16 protein-coding genes are annotated in these 17,903 nt (G+C 70.1%); 11 read left to right on the top strand and 5 right to left on the bottom strand.

The features are described from left to right. Window positions 1-5: 5 nt before the first annotated feature. Window positions 6-578: a TetR/AcrR family transcriptional regulator gene (locus AB0E94_RS29425; protein ID WP_360332482.1), complete on the bottom strand. Its 573-nt coding sequence runs from the start codon at window positions 576-578 to the stop codon at window positions 6-8. Between the two features lie 51 nt (window positions 579-629). Between AB0E94_RS29425 and AB0E94_RS29420 the strand changes: the two genes are divergently transcribed. Then, window positions 630-1,271 (top strand): class I SAM-dependent methyltransferase, encoded by a 642-nt coding sequence (locus AB0E94_RS29420; protein WP_360332479.1) that lies wholly within the window; start codon window positions 630-632, stop codon window positions 1,269-1,271. Between the two features lie 280 nt (window positions 1,272-1,551). After that, the gene (locus AB0E94_RS29415; RefSeq protein WP_360332476.1) at window positions 1,552-4,581 is read left to right on the top strand and encodes a BTAD domain-containing putative transcriptional regulator; all 3,030 of its coding nucleotides are present in this window, start codon (window positions 1,552-1,554) and stop codon (window positions 4,579-4,581) included. Between the two features lie 3 nt (window positions 4,582-4,584). Here AB0E94_RS29415 and AB0E94_RS29410 read toward each other — a convergent pair whose 3' ends face one another. Beyond that, on the bottom strand, window positions 4,585-5,202 hold the full coding sequence (locus AB0E94_RS29410) for a TetR/AcrR family transcriptional regulator (RefSeq protein ID WP_360332473.1): 618 nt from the start codon (window positions 5,200-5,202) through the stop codon (window positions 4,585-4,587). A 96-nt stretch (window positions 5,203-5,298) separates the two neighbouring features. Here AB0E94_RS29410 and AB0E94_RS29405 point away from each other — a divergent pair, with 96 nt between their 5' ends. Beyond that, the gene (locus AB0E94_RS29405; protein ID WP_360332590.1) at window positions 5,299-6,066 is read left to right on the top strand and encodes a tyrosine-protein phosphatase; all 768 of its coding nucleotides are present in this window, start codon (window positions 5,299-5,301) and stop codon (window positions 6,064-6,066) included. Window positions 6,067-6,111: 45 nt separating this feature from the next. On the opposite strand, the gene AB0E94_RS29400 is transcribed toward AB0E94_RS29405, so the two are convergent. After that, window positions 6,112-7,287, bottom strand: coding sequence for a serine hydrolase domain-containing protein (locus tag AB0E94_RS29400; RefSeq protein ID WP_360332470.1), 1,176 nt, complete (start codon window positions 7,285-7,287; stop codon window positions 6,112-6,114). A gap of 153 nt (window positions 7,288-7,440) precedes the next feature. On the opposite strand from AB0E94_RS29400, the gene AB0E94_RS29395 reads away from it, so the two are divergent. The 3 genes from AB0E94_RS29395 to AB0E94_RS29385 all read left to right on the top strand — a co-directional run bounded on the left by AB0E94_RS29395 (window position 7,441) and on the right by AB0E94_RS29385 (window position 10,550). Then, entirely contained in the window at window positions 7,441-8,382 is a 942-nt protein-coding gene (locus AB0E94_RS29395) for a DUF389 domain-containing protein (RefSeq protein ID WP_360332467.1), read from the top strand. A gap of 346 nt (window positions 8,383-8,728) precedes the next feature. Then, window positions 8,729-9,412 (top strand): methyltransferase domain-containing protein, encoded by a 684-nt coding sequence (locus AB0E94_RS29390; protein WP_360332464.1) that lies wholly within the window; start codon window positions 8,729-8,731, stop codon window positions 9,410-9,412. An 85-nt stretch (window positions 9,413-9,497) separates the two neighbouring features. Next, complete coding sequence (locus AB0E94_RS29385) at window positions 9,498-10,550, top strand: methyltransferase domain-containing protein (RefSeq protein WP_360332461.1); 1,053 nt, start codon at window positions 9,498-9,500, stop codon at window positions 10,548-10,550. A gap of 205 nt (window positions 10,551-10,755) precedes the next feature. On the opposite strand, the gene AB0E94_RS29380 is transcribed toward AB0E94_RS29385, so the two are convergent. Further along, window positions 10,756-11,205, bottom strand: coding sequence for a MarR family transcriptional regulator (locus AB0E94_RS29380; protein ID WP_360332458.1), 450 nt, complete (start codon window positions 11,203-11,205; stop codon window positions 10,756-10,758). 78 nt (window positions 11,206-11,283) lie between these two features. On the opposite strand from AB0E94_RS29380, the gene AB0E94_RS29375 reads away from it, so the two are divergent. Next, entirely contained in the window at window positions 11,284-12,042 is a 759-nt protein-coding gene (locus AB0E94_RS29375) for an SDR family oxidoreductase (protein WP_360332455.1), read from the top strand. Window positions 12,043-12,578: 536 nt separating this feature from the next. Here AB0E94_RS29375 and AB0E94_RS29370 read toward each other — a convergent pair. Continuing rightward, window positions 12,579-13,235 carry a hypothetical protein gene (locus tag AB0E94_RS29370; protein WP_360332452.1) on the bottom strand — a complete coding sequence of 219 codons (657 nt, stop codon included), beginning with the start codon at window positions 13,233-13,235 and terminating at the stop codon, window positions 12,579-12,581. Here AB0E94_RS29370 and AB0E94_RS29365 point away from each other — a divergent pair. The 4 genes from AB0E94_RS29365 (at window position 13,234) to AB0E94_RS29350 (ending at window position 17,730) form a co-directional block, all read left to right on the top strand. Then, window positions 13,234-14,661 carry a hypothetical protein gene (locus AB0E94_RS29365; protein ID WP_360332587.1) on the top strand — a complete coding sequence of 476 codons (1,428 nt, stop codon included), beginning with the start codon at window positions 13,234-13,236 and terminating at the stop codon, window positions 14,659-14,661. The genes AB0E94_RS29370 and AB0E94_RS29365 overlap by 2 nt on opposite strands. 30 nt (window positions 14,662-14,691) lie before the next feature. Beyond that, window positions 14,692-16,149 carry an SMI1/KNR4 family protein gene (locus AB0E94_RS29360; protein ID WP_360332449.1) on the top strand — a complete coding sequence of 486 codons (1,458 nt, stop codon included), beginning with the start codon at window positions 14,692-14,694 and terminating at the stop codon, window positions 16,147-16,149. 57 nt (window positions 16,150-16,206) lie between these two features. Continuing rightward, window positions 16,207-17,025 (top strand): hypothetical protein, encoded by an 819-nt coding sequence (locus AB0E94_RS29355; protein ID WP_360332446.1) that lies wholly within the window; start codon window positions 16,207-16,209, stop codon window positions 17,023-17,025. Between the two features lie 162 nt (window positions 17,026-17,187). Then, the gene (locus tag AB0E94_RS29350; RefSeq protein WP_360332444.1) at window positions 17,188-17,730 is read left to right on the top strand and encodes a hypothetical protein; all 543 of its coding nucleotides are present in this window, start codon (window positions 17,188-17,190) and stop codon (window positions 17,728-17,730) included. The last annotated feature ends 173 nt before the right edge of the window (window positions 17,731-17,903 follow it).

Genomic DNA, 17,903 nt, shown 5'->3' with positions numbered 1-17,903 from the left:
CGGGGTCAGGTGCTGGTCAGGGTGGCGCTGACCAGGTCGGTGATGAACTCGTCGGTGATCTCCTGGCCGGTGATCAGCGCCCGGTAGTAGAGGGGCCCGACCAGCCGGTCGACGGTGGTGTCGAGGTCGGCGTCGGCCGGCAGCTCACCTCGCTGGACCGCGCGCTGGAGCAGCTGCCGGTCGCGTGCCCGTTGGGCGGTCAGGTGCTCGTCGCGTAACCGGGCGGCCAGGGCCGGGTCGTGCTGACTCTCCGCGGTCAGGGCCCGGAACACCGCCCCGGCGTCTGAGACGGTCAGGAAGCGGGCGAGCGTGGAGAGATGGGTGACCAGATCCCGGGTCGTGTCCCCGGTGTCCGGTGGTGTGAGTTCCTCAGCCGCGTCGGTGGCGAATGCCTCCAACAGGATGTCGGTCTTGGCGGGCCACCACCGGTAGATGGTCTGTTTTGCGACGCCGGCCCGCTGGGCGATGCCCTCGATGGTGAGCCGGGCGAATCCCTTCTCCACCAGGAGACCGTCTGCTGCCTGCAGGACGGCTAAGCGGGCCTGTTCGCTGCGCCCGTGGCGGTTTCCGCGATGCATGGCCACATCCTACCTTGCCTAGACGCAACGTTGCGTCTACGGTTCGGTGTCATGACCTCACTGCTGACCGAACCGATCCGCGGCATCCTCGACCGGCTCCACACCGCCGCTCTGCACGACGACGATCTCGACATCGCGCCGCTGCCGCCCGACGCCTCAGCCGCGCAGCGCGCCGACGCCCTCGCATCGGCCTACCTGCCGGTCTCCGCGGAAGGCGGAAGGCTGCTCTACAGCCTCGTACGGTCCGCCCGGCCAAAGACGATCGTCGAGTTCGGCACCTCGTACGCGACCTCCACCCTCTACCTGGCCGCCGCGGTACTCGACAACGGCACGGGCCGGGTCGTGACCACCGAACTCAGCTCGGCCAAGGTCGCCGCCGCCCGCGCCAACCTCGCCGAGGCCGGCGTGTCCCACCTGGTCGACGTCCTCGCCGGCGACGCGCTCCAGACACTCGGCACGGTCGGCGACCCGATCGACCTGGTGCTCCTCGACGGGTGGAAGGACCTGTACCTGCCGGTGCTCCGGCTGCTCGAGCCACGATTGACACCCGGCGCATTGGTGATCGGTGACGACAGCAGCTTCGCGTCCGTCCAGCCCTATCTCGACTACGTCCGTGACCCGGCGAACGGCTACCTGAGCACCAGCTTCCCGGTGGAGGACGGCATGGAGATCAGCTGCCGCATCGGCAACTGAGCCACCCGTACGGAGACGATCCTGGTGCCGGGCGCCGTCTCGTTGTCGCTCCTTGAGGCCGGCGACCGGCGTATGGCGAACGGATGGCGTACGTGTCAACGGCGTGGCCGATTATCGGAGGGCCACAGCAGCACTCCGGCTCGGTAGGGGCACGGGGCTTTGACCGCGGCGGAGGCGGTGACCGGGGCGGGTCGTCCACCGGACGGCCCGCCCGGGAGCACCGTGTCGCAATACCACCATAAGATCGACTTTCGGTGGCTCCGGCGTTAGCCTGGCCGCAATGCCATCCGAGAGTGTCCACTATCGAATTCTGGGCAACGTGGAGATGCGGCTCGGCGGTGAGAACGTCGTCGTCGCCCGGCCGCGGCACCGGGCTGTCCTGGGCTACCTCCTGCTCAACGCCGGCCGGGTCGTCACCGTCGAGGCACTGGCCGAAGCGATGTGGGGCGGCGCCGAACCGGCCACCGCCCGATCCCAGTTGCAGGCCGACATCTCCGCGGTCCGCCGGGCCGGCGACGGCCGGCTGGCGCTGCTCAGCCACAGCGGCGGCTACCTGCTCGAAGCCGGACCGGACGACCTCGACTACCTGCGCTTCCAGCAACTCACCACACCGGCCGGCGACCTTCCACCCGCCGAACGTGTCGCCCGGCTACGGGAAGCTCTCGCGCTGTGGCGCGGCCCGGCCCTGGCCGACGCCGCCGGCGCCTATGTGGCAGCGGCCCGCCGCCGGCTGGGGGAGGAGCGGCTCGCCGCCTGGGAAGAGGTCTTCGACCTGGAGCTACAGGCCGGCCGGCACCGCGAGATCGTCCCGGAACTGGCCGGGATGGCCCGCGACGAGCCGACCCGCGAACGGCTGTGGATCGCGCTGATGACCGCCCTGCACCGGTGTGGCCGCCAGGCCGACGCGCTCGCCGCGGCGCGGGAGATGCGCCGGTTCCTCGCCGACGAGCACGGGCTGGAGCCCGGCGCCGCGTTCATGACGGCGGAGCGGACCGTCCTGCAGGCCGCCGGCGCCGCCGAGGACACCGGCAGCGACCAGCCGGCCCCGGTCCCGCTGATCCCGGCGCTGCTGCCGTCGGCCGTCGGCGACTTCACCGGCCGGGCCGCCGAGGTCGCCTGGCTGGACACGGTGCTCGCCCCAGGCGATGGGCCTCGTCCGGTCGTGACGATCACCGGGATGGGCGGGGTCGGCAAGAGCACCCTGGCGGTGCACGCCGCGCACCGGGCCGCCCACGATCACCCGGACGGCCAGCTCTATGCCCGGCTGCACGGCACCGACGCGCATCCGGCCGAACCGGGCGACGTGCTCGCCCGGTTCCTGCGCGCCCTCGGCCTCGACGAACGCGCCATCCCGATCGACCTGACCGAACGCGCCGACGCCTACCGTTCGCTGCTGGCCGGGCGCCGGATCCTGGTCCTGCTGGACGACGCCGCCGACGAGGCACAGATCCGGCCACTGCTGCCCGGCGGCAACTCCTGCACGACCCTGGTGACCAGCCGTTCCGGCCTGGACGGACTGGAAGGCGCCGAACGCCGGCAACTGGACGTCTTCTCCTGCGAGGAAGCCGTGGCGTTCCTCGACCGGGTCGCCACCGCACACCGGGTGACCGACGACCCGGGGGAGAGCACCGCGATCCTGCAACTGGTCGGGCGCCTTCCGCTGGCCGTCCGGATCGTCGGCGCACGCCTGCGTTCACGCCCGGCATGGCCGATGTCGCGCCTGACCCGGGCCCTGCGCGACGAGCGTCGGCGCCTGGACCATCTGGTCGCCGGCGACCTGGCGGTCCGGACCTCGATCGCCGCCAGCTACCGGGCGATCGGCGAACCCGCCCGGCGCCTGGCCCGCCGGCTCAGCCTGTTCGCTCTGCCGGATCTCCCGGCCTGGCTGGCCACCGTCGTCACCGGGGCGCCCACCGCGGAGGCCGAGGACCTGCTCGAGGAACTCGTCGACGCCCAGTTGCTGCTCGACGCCGGCACCGACACCACCGGCGGCGGCCGCTACGGCTTCCACGACCTGGTCCTGCTCTACCTGCGCGAACGCGCCCGCGACGAGGAACCGTCCGAGGGCGCCGAGGTGCTGAACACCGGCCTGGGCGGCTACCTGTGGCTCGCCCGCCGGATGAGCGACCGGATCCCTGGCCCGTGTTACGCCGCGGTGCGCGGCAACGCCACCGAGGTGGCCGTGGACGGGGCCGACGACCTGCCCGACCCGCTCACCTGGTTCGCCGGCGAACGGTTGTCGCTGCTGGCCGCGATCCGGCAGGCCTGCGACATGGGCGCGCTCGACGCGGCCTTCGAACTGGCCGGTTGCCTGGAGAAGTTCTTCGACATCCGGGGCGTCTACATCGACTGGCGGTCCACCAACGACTACGTGCTCACCGCCTGCCGGGCCGCCGGGCACCGGCTCGGTGAAGCCGTCATGCTGCGCGGCCTGATCGAGCTCTCCACCTGGCACGAGGCCGACCACCCGGGCGCGGCCATGGAACGTATGCTCCGCGACGCCGACCATCTGTTCGAGCTGTTCACCGAGGCCGGACACGGCCCCGGCATGGCCGACGCGGCGGTGGACCAGGCGTGGGCGCTGGCGGCGACCGGCGACTACGACCGGGCGGCCGCCTGCGCCGACGCCGCGATCCGGCTGGCCGAACAACACGAGCACCTCGGCGGCCAGGCCCGCGCCCACGTGGCCCGTGCCGTCGTCTACGGCGAGTCGCTCGCGCTGGCCGAGGCCGGGCGACACCTCACCGTCGCCCTGCGCCTGGCCCGGCGACTGGGAAACCAGCGGTACGTGGCGACCACCCTCCAGTTCATCGGTGTGCTGAACACCCGGGCCGGGCGTAACCCCGAGGCGATCACCGCCCTGGACGAGTCGCTGCGGATCCTGCGGCGCTACCAGGACCGATACGCCGAGGTGCTGACCCTGCTGACGCTGGCCCGGGCGTACCTGCCGCAGCCTCCGGCGCGCGGCTTCGCCACCGAGGCGCTGACCATCGCCCGCGAGTACAACCTGCCCCATCACACCGCGGACGCCCTCGGAGTCCTCGGCGTGATCGAATTGGCCGCGGGCAACCACGACGCGGCGATCAAACACCTGGAGGCATCGGTACGGCTGTGGCGCCGCCGTGGCTGGCCCGCTTTCCTCGCCGAAGCGCTGCGCAAACTCGGTGACGCACAGGCCGGGGCCGACCCGATCGCCGCCCGCCGGGCATTCAGCGAAGCCCGCGACATCCACCAGCGACTCGGGCACACCGAGAGCACAGCGGAACTCGTCGCCCTCATCAGCGCCCTCGACCGCAGCGCCCGCTGCTGAGGGCTACCGCGCGCGTACCCTCTCGTAGAGTCCGTTGACAGCGGCGGTGAAGACCGCGACGTAGTCGATGCGGTCGGGCAGCGCCGACCACTGGTCGCGGATGCCCTCGTTGAGGGCGAGCAGTTCCAGGACGAGCTGCTGGGGATCCGTCGTCTCGGCGATCTCGCCGGCGTCGATGCGCTCCTGCACGAACGGGACCAGCGAGTCCAACCCGGCCTCGAGGTTGCGGCGGGCGCGGCCCTGCACCGGATGACCTTCGATATGGGAGGCGCCGGTGAGCATCACCCGGAACCGCAGCAGGTCCGGTTCCTGGGCGGCGAGGCGTACGACCGCGATGAACTCGTCGAACAGGGCCCGGACCGACTCGGTCGTCAGCCTGATCGCCTGGTAGACCTCTTCGCGGCGCTCGACGACGGCCATGAACAGGTCGTACTTGGTGCCGAAGTGGTGCAGCACCCCGGCGTCGGTCACCCCCGCAGTCCGGGCGATGTCGGAGATGCGGGCGCCCTCGTAGCCCTTGCGGCCGAACTCGGTCGTGGCGGCGGCGAGGATCCGGGTTCGCCGCGCGTCGCCGCGCGCGAGCCGGTAGACGCCGGCGGGGGGACTCTCTGCGCTTTCCACCCCGAAACCCTACGACCTGGACGGATGCATGATCAACCAGCTAACTTAGTCGCCACTAAGTTTGACGCTCGGACAAAAGGGGGTCGCGTGAGCGCGATGATCGCCGGAACCTTCAACTCCAGGGACACCGGAGGCCTCCCGCTCACCGCGGGCGGTGCGACCCGCACCGGAGTGCTCTACCGGTCCGACGCCCTCGCCGGCACGACCGACAACGGCATCAAAACCCTCAAAGCAAGCAGCATCGGTACGATCGTCGACCTCCGCACCGACCTGGAGAAGACCGGACTGCCGAACCGGGTCGGCTCGCAACACCGGTTCACCATCGTGGAGCTGCCGCTGCTCGACGGAGCGTTCACGAGCATGCCGTCGCCGGCCGACCTCGACGAGGCCACGATGCTCGCTCGAATCCCCACGCTGGCGGACCTCTACGTCCGGATGCTCGGTTCGGCCGCCGCAACCTTCGCCGAGGTCGCCCGGCTCGTCGCCCGGCCCGCCGACCACACCCACGGCGGCGTGCTCGTGCACTGTACGGCCGGCAAGGACCGTACCGGTGTGGCCGTCGCCCTGCTGCTCGACGCCGCCGGAGCGGACCGCGACGCCGTGATCGCCGACTACGTGCTCAGCGAGACGAACCTCGCCGGCGAATGGGCCGAAATCATGCTGGCCCGCCTGAAGGCCTGGGGTGTGCCGCTGATCCCGGCGATCACCGGCCTGGTGACCGCCACACCGCCGGAGGCGATCAAGGCCGTCTTCGCGTGGCTCGACGAGCAGGGCGGCTCGGCCCACTACCTGCGCAGTGGCGGCCTGTCCGACGACGACCTCAGCGCCCTGCGCGAGCGCCTCGCCGGTCGAGCTCCGTCCTGAGGCGCGTCGCTCCGGCAACCGGCAGTGGCAGGCCCGATGCGGAACTCAACCGGCGCACAACGCGTGGTCGATCAGCCGCGCCGACGCCTTCGCCTGCACCGTCGGATCCTGACCCGGCTCCAGCGTGCCGGCCAGGAACACGGTCACCGACCGTCGTCCGTCCGCGGTCACGGCGTTGTCGGTGATCGCGTTCCACCAGCCGCCGCCGTGGAACCACACCCACCCGCCGCAGGGCAGGCGGCGTTTCATCAGTCCCAGGCCGTAGCCCGGTTCGTCCCAGACGGCCGAGAACGGCTCGGCCGGGCGGGTGGCCTGCATGTCGCGGAGCTGGGCCGGCTTCAGCAGACGGCCGCTCAGCAGCGCCCGGAAGAACCGGTTGACGTCCGCGGTGGTGCTGATGATCGACGCGTCGGCGTGCCCGGACACCCGGGTGGACACGTCGACGGGCGGACCTCCCGCCCGCAGCCGCTGGTAAGCCGCAAGCCGCGGGGACGGCAGGTAGGCCGAGGTGCCCGGCAGAACAGTCCCGGTCAGGCCCAGCGGCACGACGATCCGGTCGTGCACCGCCTGCTCCCAGGGCGCGCCGGTCACCCTCTCGACGATCATTCCGGCCAGGACGTAATTGGTGTTCGAGTAGGCCCACCCCTGACCGGGAGCGAACACCGGCTCGTGACGCATGGCCATCGCGACCAGCTGCTCGGCGGTGTGGGACCGGAACCGCTCGCGATTGAACTCCTCCTGCGACGTGGCTTGCGCCAGCGGCAGATCGTCGGCGTAATCGGGTAGCCCGCTGGTGTGACCGAGCAACTGCCGCACGGTGACCGCCGTACCGTCGTCGCCGTTTCCGGCCAAGAGCCCTGGCAGCCACCGCTGCACCGGATCGTCGAGGCCGAGACGCCCTTCCCCGACCAGCTGCAGCACCACGGTGGCGACGAACGTCTTGGTGGTGCTCTCGATCCGGTGCCGGCTGTTCCACGCGATCGGCTCCCGGGTGACCGGGTCGGCGACGCCGGCGCGAGCGGTCAGCGGCCGCCCGGATCCGCTGACCTCGGCCAGCACCCCGGTCGCCCCGGTCGCGAGGAGCGCGTCCACATCACGTTGCAGTTGCGTCGCACCCTCGCGTTCGAGCGCCGGCGGGGGACCGGCCGAGGACGGCGCGGCCGCCCCGGCCACGAGCAGCACACCGACCAGCGGAAGAACGTATCGCGCACGAATCTGCATCCGTCCACTGTGGTCGGCGTACGACCGCGATGGCATCGGGTGATTCCCGGGCTCGCCCCTGAGAGGGAACCCTCAGGCGAGAAGGCCGTGGCCGGGGTGGGCGGCACAGCTGATCTCTAGAATCAGCGACGACCAGCCGCGGTGAGGAGACACATGCTGCACGTCCGAGCGATCGTCCCGGCTCAGCTCACCGATCAGGTCCAGCAACTTCTCGCCGCGGACGACGCGGTGACCCACGTGTCCGTGATGCCGGGCGTGGCCGTGTCACCGCGGGGCGACGTGGTCGAGTTCGATGTCGTCCGCGAGGGTGCCAGCCCGATCCTGGAGCGGCTGCGCGAGATCGGCCTCGAAGAGTCGGGGTCGATCGTCGTCGAGCGGGTCGACGCGGCGATCTCCCTGGCGGCCGACCGGGCCGCACGACGCACCCCGGGCCTCGGTGTCGACGCGGTGGTGTGGGCGGAGGTCGAGCAGCAGACCGGCGAGGAGACCCAGCTGAGCGCCGCCTACCTGGCGTTCATGACGATCGCGATGATCATTGCCGCGGTGGGTGTGCTGCTGGACCAGCCGATCCTGATCGTCGGATCGATGGTGGTGGGACCGGAGTTCGGACCGCTCGCGGCGATGTGTGTCGGCCTGGCCCGATGGCGGCCCGCCCTGATACGCCGCTCAGCACTGGCACTCGGTGTCGGGTTCCCGTTCGCGATGATCCTGACCGTCGCAGCGGTGTGGCTGCTGACCGCGGCCGACCTGGTGAACGAGTCGATGCTGCTCGCCGAACGGCCACTCACCGACTTCATCTGGCGACCCGACGCGCTGTCCTGGGTGATCGGATTCCTCGGCGGCGTCGCCGGAATCCTGTCGCTGACCTCAGCGAAGGCCGGCACTCTGGTGGGCGTGCTGATCTCGGTGACCACGATTCCGGCAGCCGCGAACGCCGCAGTCGCGCTCGCCTACGGAGTCCGCAACGAGGCCGCCGGATCCGCACTCCAACTGGTCATCAACCTCGCCGCGATCGTCGTGGCCGGAGTGCTCACCCTGCTGGTCCAGCGCCTGATCTGGCACCGCCCGGCCCGGCTGCGGGGTTCCCGGCGCTGACCGCGGAGCGTACGGTGAGCGATAGGTGAGCTGGGAAGTGTCGCCGCCACCGATGTCGCCCGCGCCCATCAGCACCTGGCGTACGTGCCGGCGGCTGTCGCGCTGTGGCCGCAACTCATCGGCGCCGAGATCCTGCACCTGCAAGCACGCACCGCCAGATCCGGCGTGGCGGACTCGTCGTCACCGGCCTGGCCGTTGGGCATGACGGCCCTGGTGACCGCCAGTTACACGCAGGTGATGGCCGACCCGGCAGTGGCCGGCAGCCTCCAGGCACTGGTCGGCAACCCGGGCCATCCGGTCATGAGGCGCACGTCATGGCCCGCAACGATGCCGCTATGGTTCGCCGATGGATGCCGAGACCGACGAGCTGAGATCCGCGCATGATGTGCTTGCGGAGGTCTATGCCGAAAGCCTGGCGGGTGCGCTGGAGAACATGCCCATCGACCGGGCGGTGCTCGATCTGTTCTGCGAACTCACGCTCGCTGCGGACCTGGGCGCCCGCGTGGGAGACGTCGGTTGCGGGACGGGAAGGCTGTCGCCCTACCTGACGGCACAGGGTCTGTCACCGCATGGCGTCGATCTCTCGCCGGAGATGGTACGGGTGGCGCAGCGCGACTACCCCGGCTGTTCCTTCGAGGTTGCTGACCTTCGCGACCTGCCCTTCGATGATGCTTCGCTGGCCGGGGTGGTCTGTTGGTATTCGCTGCTCTTCCTCCCTCCGGCCGGCCGGGCGGTCGCCTTCGGCGAACTGGCTCGTGTCGTCGGGCCCGGCGGCTATCTGGTGACGGCGTTCAAGGCCGGCGATGGCGAACGGCGGCGTGGAGGCCGCAGCATGGGCCTGGGCATCGAGTTCGACGCCTACTGGCTGTCTCCGGACGAGATGGAGCGCCGGGTCACCGACGCTGGATTCGAGACGGTGTTCTGGGCCGGCCGGCCCGCCGCGGGCGGGGAGTCGACTCCGCAGGGTTATCTGCTCGCTCGAAGGACGAGTGCCACCGACAACCCGGCGACCAGCAGGCAGCCTCAGTAGCCGCAACTGCCAAGTGTAGATCGGCTTTCATGGCGCATTCGCGAGTGGTATGGCGGTTCTGGATGGGCATGTGCATGATGCAGACATGGTCGCTGAACGAACCCTGGCCCCCGCACCCGATCACCTGAGCTGCGACCAGCACGACCGGTGGCTCACCGTCCTCGACCACCTGGTGGCCGCCCTGCCGTACCGTGGTCGGCTGATCCTGGTCGACGGGTTCGACCAGCGGGCCGGCCTGCTCGCCGATCGCCTGGTCGAACGGCTGCGCGACCTCGGCCGGCCTGCCGTGCGGCTCACCGGCGACATCTGCACCTGCGACGAGGACGGCTGGGACAGCCTCACCGCCGGCGCGGTCGTCGTCGCCGACGGCCCGCGCTGGCGTGACCGGCTGCCGGGGATGTCCTGGGATCTGAGCGTCTGGGTGCGAACCCCACCCCACGGCCACGGCGATTTTCGCGGCGACGACGCGCATGCCGTCGTCGACCTGCACGACCCGGCCTGGCCGGTGATCCGGCATCTGGACGAGGTGCTCGCGCCCGGCGACCACTGGTACCGCACCGAGTCCCGTGCGTTCTTCGCGTCCCGCGCGCGGACCTGGGACACCAAGTTCGGCGCCGACCTGCCCGCCTACGCCGCCGCCATCGCCGAATCCGAGGTCAGACCGGGCGGTGTCGCCGTCGACATCGGCTGCGGAACCGGCCGCGCTCTGCCCGCCCTGCGGGCCGCAGTCGGACCGGACGGCACCGTCATCGGCATCGACCACACCCCGCAGATGCTTGCCGAGGCCGCCGCCCGCGCGGTCGACTGCCAGGCCCTGCTGCTACGTGCCGACGCCCGCCACCTGCCCCTGCCGGCCCGCAGCGTCGACGCGATCTTCGCCGCCGGCCTGATCAACCACCTGCCGCACGCCGCCACCGGCCTGCGGGAACTCGCCCGCATCACGCGGCCCGGCGGCAGACTCATCCTGTTCCACCCGTCCGGGCGCGCCGCCCTGGCGGCCCGTCACGGGCGCGCCCTGCGCGCCGACGAAGTCCTCGCCGAACCGATCCTGCGAGCGACGGCCACCGACACCGGCTGGAACCTGGTCGGCTACGACGACGGACCGTCACGCTTCTACGCTCTCGCCAACCGCGTGTGACCGAAGGAGAAGCCCCTGGTCCGTATGCCTACGACCGCCAGGATGCCGGCGACCCGGTCACCCCACCGCCGCCCGGCCAGCGACGAACCGGCGACCAACAGCGGTGCAAGGACCAGCTTCAGCAGCAGAATCACTGACGTCACGTTATCGGCGTCTCCGCATGCCCGCCGCCGCCGCTACGCCATTGTCGGCCGCCGCAATCCGTTCACTCGGTTTCCTCGGTGAGGGTGAGGAGGTTTGCGCGGACCTTCTCCAGCAGCTCTAACAGCACGGCCTGCTGGTCGCCGGTCATTCCTGCGGTCGCGGTCTCGGCGAGCGTACGCCAGGCCTGCTCGATCTCCGGTATGACCGACCGGCCCTTGTCGGTCAGCTGAATGCGGGTGGCGCGCCGGTCGCCCGGCACCGGCTGCCTGACGAACCAGCCGCCCTGATCGAGGCGGCTCAGGCTGCGGGTCACCGTGGGCTGTTCCACGCCCATGCGGGCGGCGATCTCCGACACGGTCACGCCGTCGGGCTCCTCGCCGAGCATCCACAGCAGGACGTCCTGACCCGGGTGCAGACCGAGCCGGCTCAGCGTGTCGGCCTGTGCGCTGCGGTACAGCTTGGCCACTTTGACCAGGCTTTTGTTGGTCGTCAGGACATCCGCCAGTTCCACCCCGGCAGTCTACGGGTTGACGATCCACCATCCGATAATACATAGTCGGCTAACCTATAGCCGACTATGGAGTTGACGATGGAAACCGGACTGCTCGGAAGAATCGCCCTGGTCACCGGAGCCTCCGGTGCCATCGGCAAAGCCGCAGCCATGCACCTCGCCGCCGAAGGCGCCACCGTCGCCGTCTCCTGGCGAACCAACCACGACAGCGCCGCCGACACCGTCGACGCCATTACCGGCAAAGGCGGCCGGGCGTACGCCGTCCACCTCGACCACAGCGACCCGGCTGCCGCCCGCCACGTCATCGACGAGATCACCGAGCACCTCGGGCCGATCTCGGTCCTCGTCGCCAACGCCGTGCAGTGGCCGTCCTTCGACGACGACGAGATCACCGGCCTCACCACCGCGCTGGCCGTCAACACCGTCGGCCCGGCGGCCCTGATCGACGCGGCCCTGCCGGGCATGCGCTCCGCCGGCTGGGGCCGCATCGTCGTCGTGTCGACCGACATCGTCGAACAGCCCATGGCCGGGCCGATCGCCTACGCCACCGCGAAAGGCGCACTCGAAACCGCTGCCCGCGTGCTGGCCGTCCGGGAGGCCCGCCACGGGATTCTGACCAACGTCGTCCGGCCCGGTTTCACCCTCACCGACAAAGCCCTGAACGCGCCATTCCTGGGCCCGAAAGCGGTCGCCGACGAATCCGCGAAGACCCCGACCGGCCGCATCTGCACCCCCGACGACATCGCCACCGCCATCACCTACCTCGCCTCGGCAGCAAACGGCCACGTCAACGGCCAGACCCTGTCCCTGGCGGGCGGCCGCGAACTGGTCCGCTGAGCCGGGCGCTGTTCCATGTCGCGCGGTGCCCGCCACCGGTTCGGCTGCCCGCGACCATGGCCATTCACACCGTCGTGGAGACCAGAGCGTCGCCCAGGGCCAGCCGGATGAAGCCCTCGTGTCCCGCGCCGGGGGAACAGATCAGCTTGAGCTTCAGCACACCTGTCACGTCAATCTTGATCGACTCGGGGCTTCCGACCTTGACCGTCAGCGGACACTGACGTCGGAGTCCTCGAAGTCGGCGACGAACATCGATCGTGGACCGGTCGGTCCCGTCGGCGTCGGCTCCGACTCGGTGGCCCCATCCTCGGGCGGGGCGCTGGATGATTCCGACGAACTCGGATCCGGAACCGCGGATTGCGACGCCGGAAGCGATTCGGCCGGGCTGTTCGTCGGAGTCACAGGCGCCTGCGCAGTGCCCGGTCCGCACGATTTCGGTCCCTCTTTGAGGCGGCGCCAGGTAGCTTGCCACCTCCCGAGACCTTGCAGCGCCATCCGAACGGCCGACCTCTTCCGGGTAGTTCCGCGCCCACCGGCTAATTCCAGTCCTCCCATCGGTGATACCAGTTCGCGTCGATTCGGCTGTTCACCACTTCTCCCCGGATGCCTTCGGGCAGCACATAACCGGGCTCGTATATGAGTGTGTCGCGCCGGAACGGGTTGACGGTGTCCATTGACAGTTCCGCCGTGCGTATGACACCGGCCGCGTCATATTCGATATCAATCCAATGCACGCTGTACGGAAGACCCGTCAACTTGTCCCGCAAGTCGGCGAAACGCTGCTCGGACGTGCTGTCGAACAGTTTGTAGTCACCCTCGAGCGTGCAGGTGGTGGTGACGTCGGATGCCCGTCGTTCCTGATCGTCCGCATATGCGTGGCACCAGTCCTGGACCCTGAGGAAGGTCACATGTTCCTTGGCCAGCGTTTCGAGAACCGGGAAGGACTTTGCGGCATTCCCGTAGGGGACGGATTCCTCCGGCCGTGATCGGAGCGCTATCATCCCTGCGGTCACCATGAAGACGAATATGAGCACCAGAACTCGTATCGCTGATCCCCGTCTCGTTGACATGCGCCGATGGTAATCATGGGAATCGAAATCGAAACGGCCTTCACCGAACCTCCCCAATTCTTCCGGGCAATCGTCACTGCGCTTGACGTCGCCCACATCTACAGTTGGCTCAGTGGAGACCATGACCCAGATCCTGCACAGGCTGACCTCCTACGAGCCGGGACGGGAGTGGGACGACGTCATCGACGACCCGCGCCTGGTCCTCGATCTGAAGCCCAACGACTTCGACAGGTTCCCGCTGTTCCACAAGCGCTACGCCGGAGGACTGCCGCGCGTCGAACTGCCCCGTGACCTGCCGTCCACCGAAGCGCCGGCCGTCGACGTGCTGGCCGGGACCGCGAAGATCGCCGGCCGGGGCCTCGACCTGCCACATCTGGCCCGGCTGCTGCACCTGTCGGCGGGCGTCGTGCGTACCTCCAAACGCAGCAACGGGATCACCCACCTGTTCCGTGCGGCCGGCTCAGCCGGCGGTCGTTTCCCGCTCGAGCTCTACGTGCTCCTCCCGGAGGGCCAGGCGGGTCTGCCGCCCGGCGTGCACTGGTACGACCCGGCCGGTCACGCCCTCGTGCAGGTCGCGCCCGCCCCGGCCGGCGGCGGCGCGGCGATCGTGGTCACCGGTGTCCCGTGGCGGACCGGCTGGCGCTACCGCGAACGCGGCTACCGGCACGTCTACTGGGACGCCGGCACGATGCTGGCCCAGACACTCGCGCTGGCCTCGTCGGCGGGGATTCCGGCGCGGCTGCACACCACGTTCCCCGACCAGGTGGTGACCGAGTTGGTCGGCGCGGACGGCGTACACGAATGGCCTGTCGCTGTTGTCGCTCTCGGCCCGCAGCAGCCCGCGCTGACGGTGACCGGCGCGGCGGCCGTCGGTGAGGTCGATGCCGATCCGCTGGAGTTTCCGCTGGTGACGGCCGCGCAGCGGGCCGGCGACCGGACCGCGCTGGGCGCGGCGTGGGGCGAGGGTGACCCGGTCGAAGTGCCGGAGGCGGAGTCCGCGCCGGTGGAGACGGTGGTGCTCACCCGCGGCTCACAACGGCGGATGGACCCGACCCGCGGGGTGTCGGAGAATGTGCTGCTCACCGGTCTGCGGGTGGCGGTGCGGGGGATCGATCTTCCGCAGTACGTGGCGGTGCACGACGTCGGCGGCGTGCCGCCGGGTGTGTACCGGTGGCCTGATCTCGAGACTGCGGTTCATGCGGGTGACCAGCGCGAGGAGCTGTTCCGGGTGACCCTGGAGCAGGGGCTGAGCCGGGACGCGGCCTTCGTGGTGATCACCGCGGCCGAGGTGGCAAACCTGGACGACCGTGAGTACCGGGCCGCGCAGCTGGCGGCCGGGCTGGTCGAGGGGCGGCTGCACCTGCTGGCGTACGCGATGGGCGCCAGCGCGACCGGAATGACGTTCCTCGACAGCGAGATCCCGGCCCTGCTCGGGGCGCCGCTGGACGCGATGATCTTCACGTGCGTGGGGGTACCGGACTACCGCTCGACACCCGGCGGGATGCCGGGCGCGCCGGCCGACGTGCGCCCGATGCAACACCGCGATTGACCCTGGTCGGCCGGCTGGCACAATGCCGGCGTGACCGAGATCGACGACGCCCTGCACCGGCTGGGTGAGGCCTTCGTGGCCGGCCTGAAGGAGCCCGGCTACCAGCTGATCACCGTGTACCCGTACGGCACGCAGAGCCAGACCTACACCACGGCGGGTGAGCCGTCACGGCTCGGCCACTGGATCACCCCGGATCTCGACAACGCCATGTCGGCACTGCCCGGGGTCGCCGGCCGGGGCCTGGTCATCGAGATGATCGGTGATCCGAACCGGACATACACCATTCACTGGTCACGAGACATACCGTCCCTGCCGGCCCGGATCATCCTCGACGAGCATTACCGCCTGCCCGGCCACGAACTGCCGCCGGCCCGCACACCCGGCACCACCGAAACCGGCCCCACCGATCCCGGGACGCTGGCCGAAGTCGAACGACTGGTCACCGAATTCATCACCCGGCACCACCCCCAGGGGTATGCGCCCGGCTACTCGGAACAGGAGATCCTCGCCGCCGAACAACACCTCGGCGCACGGCTGCCCGAGGATCTGCGAGCCCTCTACCGGCTGATTCACGACGACAGCACCGAGTCGGGGCTACTCGACCCGTTCGTCCTCGTCCCCCTGAACATTCTTCTCGAATGGAATCAGCAGAACCATCCCGGCTACCACGACGGCCCGTTCGACGACGCGGTGATCTTCGACTGCGCACCGGCCGGACACGTCCGGCGAGTGTCGTCGAGCAGCGGCTGGATCACCTTCGCCCGCGACTACGGCATGAACCTCGCAGCCGTCGACCTCGACCCGGGGCCACTGGGCCGAATCGGTCAGATCCTCACGTACGGGCGAGACGTGTGGGCACCCGTCGAATACGTCGCCGCCTCGATGACCGACCTGCTCCGCCGCGCGATCGCGACCCTCGACGAGGAACACCCGTCGCCGCCCGACCCCCAGATCCGCGCCGACACCATCGCCGGCCTGCCGCCGACGACGCAGGGCGCGATCCTGGACACCGAGGCCCCGCTCCACGGCGCCGACTTCAAACCCTTCACCAACCTTCGATCCTTGACGGTACGGGGAAAGCCCTCACTGGCCGACCTGAGCCTCCCCATCCATCTGCCGATCGAACACCTGGACGTGGAGGCGGCCCGCTGGGTGCTCGCCCCGCTGCCACCGGCCATCACGGATCTCACCCTGTCCGGAAACACCGGCCCGGCGTCGATAGCCGACCTGGCCACCCTGCCGAACCTGGTCCGCCTGGACCTGTCCGGCGCAGCCGTGACGGACATCGAGACGATCGCCATGTTCCCCGCCCTGCGAGTGCTGATCCTCAACGGCCGCCAGTGGACGAACCTGCTGGCCACCGGCTGGAGACCGGACAGCCTGGCCGCCGCCGAACTGGGCGGCACCGCCGGCGTGGGTGACGCCGCCCGCTGGTACCAGGCCTTCGGCCGCAAAGGCGCCGTCCACACCCTGACCGGTGCCCTCTGAAAGTGGGAACTGCGGCGCCGGCCGGTTGTGGATCGTGGCGTGTGCTGAACTGGGGGCATGCTGTTACGTCCCGCAGAACTGGCGGCGATCCGGGCCGGAGATGTCGACGTGGCCTTCCGCCGGTGGGAACGGCCTCGTCTCAAGGTCGGCACGCGGATGCGTACCGCAATCGGGCTTGTCGAAGTGACGTCCGTCGACCGCGTGCCGGTGAGTTCGCTGACCGCCGCGGAGGCCCGCCGGGCCGGCGCGGTGTCCCTTGCCGCGCTTCGGCAAGGACTGGACCGGGTGCACGCCGACCGGCCGGTGTTTCGGATCGGGCTGCGGTACGCGGGCGCCGACCCGCGGCACGCATTGCGTGAGGCGGTACCCGACGCTGCGGAGATCGACGCGATCGTCGCGTGGCTCGACCGGCTCGACCGGGCTGCTCCCGCCGGGCCCTGGACCCGGCGAACCCTGCTGCTGATCGACGAGCTGCCGGCGACCCGGGCACCCGACCTGGCACCGCGGATGGGACAGGACACTGCGGTGTTCAAACAGAACGTGCGCAAGTTGAAGGAGCGCGGGCTGACCGAGTCGCTCGACATCGGCTACCGGCTCTCGGTGCGTGGCGCCGCCGTCCTGGACCACGAGGGACATTCCCGGTCGTCCCTGGGGCGGCCGGAGCCGGAGCCGGGCATCCCGCTGCCGCACCTCGGCGCGGCCGCGACCCGTGCGCTCACCGCGCACGGCCTGGACCGTCTGGAGCAGGTCGCCTCCCGCACCGAGGCCGAGGTGCGAGCACTTCACGGAGTCGGGCCCTACGCCCTCGACCGCCTGCGAGCGGCGATGGACGCGGCCGGCCTGTCGTTCCGCAGCGAACCCACGGGAACAGAGTGACCTGATCCACGGGCCGGCGGTCACGACGCGGGTCCGGCTACCTCGCCCGATGAGTCCTCGATCGGACTGTTGTCACTGCTCATTGGCACGCCCGCAGCATCGCACGAGTCCCGCGCGGGGCCTTACCGTCGCCGATGACAGCGCACCGACCAAGGGGGAATCTTGAATCAGTTATGGCGTACGGCCACGGCCGCACGCATCACGGGGGAACGATCAAGAAGACTGGCGGCCCGGCTGCTGGCCGTGCTGCTCCTCGCCGGCATCCTGCCCGTGCTCGCGGCCACACCGGCCCACGCGGTCGGCATCTGCCAAACCACGGACGCCAACCCGGTCCTGCCCAGAGGCACGTTCCTCTGCGGTGACGGCTACGCGCTCCTGCTACACCGGTACGACAACCGCTGGCACGCGTTCCTGGTGGGCACCGACCGCAGCAACACGATTTACCACACCTGGCAGAGCACGCCCAACCTCGGTCCCGAGCAGGCGGGTTACCGCCAGAGCTGGACCAGTCTCGGCGGCAGCGGGCGCGGCCCGATCAGCGCTCATAACTACACTCGCAACGGCGGCAAGGCGTTGGCGATCGCGGTCCGCTTCCCCAACGGTTCCAATTACTGCAAGAACTACAACGGCAACAATGGTGGCGCCTGGTGGCCTGGCCCCACGGACTGGGTGTTCAGCACCTCGGCCGGATGCGTCTTCCCCTGAGCCGTACCTCGGGGCCGGAACCGTCCGGCCCCGAGGTCCCGTCGCCCGGAGCAGCGACCACGGCGTTTCGTACCCTGGTGCCAGAGACAGGGCCTGCTCTTTTCCAGCAGCAGCGTGCTGACAAGTCGTAGGTTGATCGCCCAGCGGCACGGCACGGGTGGGTCTCGCTGCGT

It is taken from the genome of Actinoplanes sp. NPDC026670, assembly GCF_040638175.1.
In the GTDB taxonomy this organism is placed as follows: Bacteria; Actinomycetota; Actinomycetes; order Mycobacteriales; family Micromonosporaceae; genus Actinoplanes.
The sequence above is the reverse complement of the archived record's forward strand: the minus strand, read 5'-3'. Positions and strand labels throughout refer to the sequence as shown.

Bases quoted from the DNA above. Each gene is read 5' to 3' on its own strand.
- AB0E94_RS29400 (WP_360332470.1), bottom strand. From the start codon at position 7,287: ATGCAGATTCGTGCGCGATACGTTCTTCCGCTGGTCGGTGTGCTGCTC.
- AB0E94_RS29405 (WP_360332590.1), top strand. From the start codon at position 5,299: ATGATCGCCGGAACCTTCAACTCCAGGGACACCGGAGGCCTCCCGCTC.
- AB0E94_RS29355 (WP_360332446.1), top strand. From the start codon at position 16,207: ATGCTGTTACGTCCCGCAGAACTGGCGGCGATCCGGGCCGGAGATGTC.
- AB0E94_RS29420 (WP_360332479.1), top strand. From the start codon at position 630: ATGACCTCACTGCTGACCGAACCGATCCGCGGCATCCTCGACCGGCTC.
- AB0E94_RS29415 (WP_360332476.1), top strand. From the start codon at position 1,552: ATGCCATCCGAGAGTGTCCACTATCGAATTCTGGGCAACGTGGAGATG.
- AB0E94_RS29390 (WP_360332464.1), top strand. From the start codon at position 8,729: ATGGATGCCGAGACCGACGAGCTGAGATCCGCGCATGATGTGCTTGCG.
- AB0E94_RS29425 (WP_360332482.1), bottom strand. From the start codon at position 578: ATGCATCGCGGAAACCGCCACGGGCGCAGCGAACAGGCCCGCTTAGCC.
- AB0E94_RS29370 (WP_360332452.1), bottom strand. From the start codon at position 13,235: ATGGTCTCCACTGAGCCAACTGTAGATGTGGGCGACGTCAAGCGCAGT.
- AB0E94_RS29375 (WP_360332455.1), top strand. From the start codon at position 11,284: ATGGAAACCGGACTGCTCGGAAGAATCGCCCTGGTCACCGGAGCCTCC.
- AB0E94_RS29385 (WP_360332461.1), top strand. From the start codon at position 9,498: ATGGTCGCTGAACGAACCCTGGCCCCCGCACCCGATCACCTGAGCTGC.
- AB0E94_RS29365 (WP_360332587.1), top strand. From the start codon at position 13,234: ATGACCCAGATCCTGCACAGGCTGACCTCCTACGAGCCGGGACGGGAG.
- AB0E94_RS29395 (WP_360332467.1), top strand. From the start codon at position 7,441: ATGCTGCACGTCCGAGCGATCGTCCCGGCTCAGCTCACCGATCAGGTC.